Here is a 3,376-nt window from a genome sequence, read left to right as displayed (position 1 = left end):
CGGGTCGAGCGCGTCGACCCGGTACCCGTGCGCGACGAGCCGGCGCGCGAAGCGACCCGTGCCGCAGCCGACGTCGAGCGCGGTGCGCCCGCCCGCGGGCAGCCGGCTCAGCAGGAGCCGGTGGTAGTGGTCGTTGTGGTCGAAGGGCATGGGGGAGCACCCTGGCAGGCCGGTGGTGAGCGCCGCGTAAATCGCCCCGGAGAATCTCCCGAAGAAAATCCGGCGGCCGTGTCGATCCGGACGTCTCCCGTTCGACGCAGGGGTGAGAGGCCGGGAACGCACGGCCGGCCCCGCACCCGAGAACGCAGGAGACGATCATGCCCCGCTACCTGACGATGGTCCGCATCGACGAGAACGACGCCCCCGCGGAGGGCCCCAGCGAGGGGCTGATGCAGCGCATGGGCGCGCTCATCGACGAGATGACCAAGGCCGGCGTCCTGCTCGACACGGCGGGCCTCACCCCGTCCTCGCAGGGCAAGCGCGTGCACTACGAGAAGGGCGAGATCACCGTCACCGACGGCCCCTTCACCGAGTCCAAGGAGGTCATCGGCGGCTACGCGATCATCCAGGCGAAGGACGAGGCCGAGGTCCTGGAGTGGACCAAGCGGTTCCTCAAGGTCCACGAGGACCACTGGACCGTCACGTCCGAGGTCCGGGAGATCGCCGAGGGCTGAGACGGGCCGCGGACCTTGGCGCCCGGCCGTCCGCGGTGTCTGATGGTGGGCTGTGACCGAGCGACAGCCCACAGCCCACCCGGACGACGGCGCGGCCCGCGCCGTCGAGACCGTCTTCCGCATGGAGGCGCCGCGCATCATCGCGGCCGTCACCCGCGTCGTACGCGACGTCGGCATAGCGGAGGAACTGGCGCAGGACGCGCTGGTCGCCGCCCTGGAGCAGTGGCCGGCGGCCGGCGTCCCCGACAACCCGGGCGCCTGGCTCACCGCCGTCGCCCGGCGCCGCGCCGTCGACCTGGTGCGCCGTCGCGAGAACTACGCGCACAAGCTCCAGGAGGTCGGCCGGGCGACGGAGTTCGCGTACGAGGACCAGGTCGCCGCCGACCCGGACGACATCGACGACGACCTGCTGCGCCTGGTCTTCATGAGCTGCCACCCGGTGCTGTCCGCCGAGTCCCGCGTCGCGCTCACCCTGCGGCTGTTCGGCGGCCTGACCACCGCGGAGATCGCCCGCGCGGTCCTGGCCCCCGAGGCGACGGTCGCCCAGCGCATCGTCCGTGCCAAGCGCACTCTCGCCACGAAGAACGTCGCCTTCGAGGTGCCCCACGGCCCCGACCGCGAGGCCCGCCTCGGCTCGGTCCTCGGGGTCATCTACCTGATCTTCAACGAGGGGTACGCGGCCACGGCGGGCGACGACCACCTCCGCCCGGGCCTGTGCGAGGACGCCCTGCGCCTCGCCCGCGTCCTGCAGTCGCTGATGCCGAAGGAACCCGAGGTGCACGGCCTGGCGGCGCTGATCGAGCTCCAGTCCTCCCGCGCGGCCGCCCGCACCGCGGCCGACGGGACGCCGGTCCTGCTCAAGGACCAGAACCGGACGCGCTGGAACCAACTGCTGATCCGGCGCGGATTCGCCGCGCTCGGCAGGTCGGAGGCCGTGGCGCCGGGCCCGCCCGGGGCCTACGCCCTGCAGGCCGCGATCGCCGCCTGCCACGCCCGGGCCCACACCTACGAGGACACCAACTGGGCCCAGATCGCGACCCTTTACGCCCTGCTGGCGGCGCGCTCCCCGTCGCCGGTGGTGGAGCTGAACCGGGCGGTGGCGGTGTCGATGGCGGACGGACCGGAGGCGGGCCTGGCGCTCGTGGACGCCCTCGCCGACGAACCGGCGCTGCGCGACTACCACTTGCTGCCGAGCGTGCGGGGGGACCTGCTGGAGCGGCTGGGACGGCCGGCGCAGGCGCGGGCGGAGTTCGCGCGGGCGGCGTCCCTCACCCGCAACGAACGGGAGCGGGAGTTCCTGCTGCGCAGGTCCCGCCCCGGGGGAGAGTGAGGAGCGAGGCCCGGGGCGGCGCCCCGCGGCCTCAGCGCACGGCCTGGCCGAGCAGCATCGTGGGGGCTCCCGCGACGCGGGTCAGGAACACCGTCACCGCCCGTTTCCCGAAGGGCTTCGGCATGGCCTTGCGCCGCAGCTCCTCGGGCTCGACGGCGGACCCCCGCTTCTTCACGGTCAGCACCCCGACCTCCCGCTCCCGCAGCAGCGCCTTCAACTTCTTCACGTTGAAGGGGAGTTGGTCGGTGATCTCGTACGCGGCGGCGTACGCGGTCGCGTGCAGCTCGTCCCCCGTCACGTACGCGATGGTCTCGTCGATCAGCCCGCCGCCGACCTCCTCGGCCACCTCGGCGACCAGGTGCGCCCGGATGACGGCGCCGTCCGGCTCGTACACGTACCGCCCCACGGGGCGCACTTCGGGGTCGGGAAGTCCTCGCCCGGCCAGCGTCCGGGCACCGGGAAGCAGTGTGGCCCGCCGCGTGCCGGGCTGTGTGCCGAACCACAGCACGGCCTCCTTCACGTCCCCGGAGTCGGAGATCCACTCGGCGTCGGCCTGCTCCGGGATCGCCTCGTGCGGGATGCCGGGCGCGATCTTCAGCGCGGCGCGGGGTGCCCGCAGCGCGGCGGACACGGCCCAGGACAGCGGAGGGGAGTAGGCCTCGGGGTCGAAGATCCGCCCGCGCTTGTCCGAGCGCCGGGCCGGGTCCACGAACACGGCGTCGTACCCGGACGTGTCCACCTCCGTCACGTCCGCCTCCCGTACGTCGATGAGCCCGGCGAGCCCGAGCGCCTCGGCGTTGGCCCGCGCCACGGCGCACGTCGCCGGGTCCCGGTCGACGGCGAGCACGGAGATCCCGGCGCGGGCCAGCGCGATCGCGTCGCCGCCGATGCCGCAGCACAGGTCGGCGACGGACCGGACGCCGAGCGCCTCGAAGGACTCGGCCCGGTGCACGGCGACGCTCGTCCGGGTCGCCTGCTCGACCCCGTGCGCCGTGAAGTACATGCGGGACGCGTCCTCGGGGCCGAACTTCGCCACCGCCCGCTGTCGCAGGCGCGCCTGCGCGAGCGCCGCCGAGACCAGCTCCGCCGGGTGCTCGCGGCGCAGCCGGGTGGCGAGCGCGAGCTCCTGGGCCGGGTCGTGGTCGCGCAGTACGTCGAGCAGGGCCTGGCCGGCCGGGCTGAGCAGGGCGGAGAAGTCGTTCACCGCATCATTGTGGGCCAGTCGGAGGACGGTGCGCGCCCGGCCGCGGTGTCGGCCCGTGATCAGGCCCTTGAGCTGCAAGGATCCGGCGCCATGCAACTAGTACGACAAAACGAAGAAACCGCCGTAGAGGTGACCCGTGCCAGACCCGGCCGGCGGGCCGCGCTGCGC

General features: G+C 73.8%; 3 protein-coding genes and 1 pseudogene. 2 read left to right on the top strand and 2 right to left on the bottom strand.

Translation table 11 applies throughout. From position 1 onward, the window contains the following. Positions 1-150, bottom strand: a pseudogene (locus G3I40_RS47595) (class I SAM-dependent methyltransferase); the annotation flags it as partial. Between the two features lie 167 nt (positions 151-317). Between G3I40_RS47595 and G3I40_RS33755 the strand changes: the two are divergent. Then, complete coding sequence (locus G3I40_RS33755; protein ID WP_164558647.1) at positions 318-674, top strand: YciI family protein; 357 nt, start codon at positions 318-320, stop codon at positions 672-674. Positions 675-726: 52 nt separating this feature from the next. Further along, positions 727-2,004, top strand: a complete 1,278-nt coding sequence (locus tag G3I40_RS33750; protein WP_343245103.1) for a sigma-70 family RNA polymerase sigma factor — start codon at positions 727-729, stop codon at positions 2,002-2,004. A 31-nt stretch (positions 2,005-2,035) separates the two neighbouring features. Here G3I40_RS33750 and G3I40_RS33745 read toward each other — a convergent pair whose 3' ends face one another. Continuing rightward, the gene (locus tag G3I40_RS33745; RefSeq protein WP_164558646.1) at positions 2,036-3,208 is read right to left on the bottom strand and encodes a methyltransferase domain-containing protein; all 1,173 of its coding nucleotides are present in this window, start codon (positions 3,206-3,208) and stop codon (positions 2,036-2,038) included. Positions 3,209-3,376 lie beyond the last annotated feature (168 nt).

The sequence above is a fragment of the Streptomyces sp. SID14478 genome, assembly GCF_010548525.1.
Classification (GTDB): Bacteria; Actinomycetota; Actinomycetes; order Streptomycetales; family Streptomycetaceae; genus Streptomyces.
The sequence above is the reverse complement of the archived record's forward strand: the minus strand, read 5'-3'. Positions and strand labels throughout refer to the sequence as shown.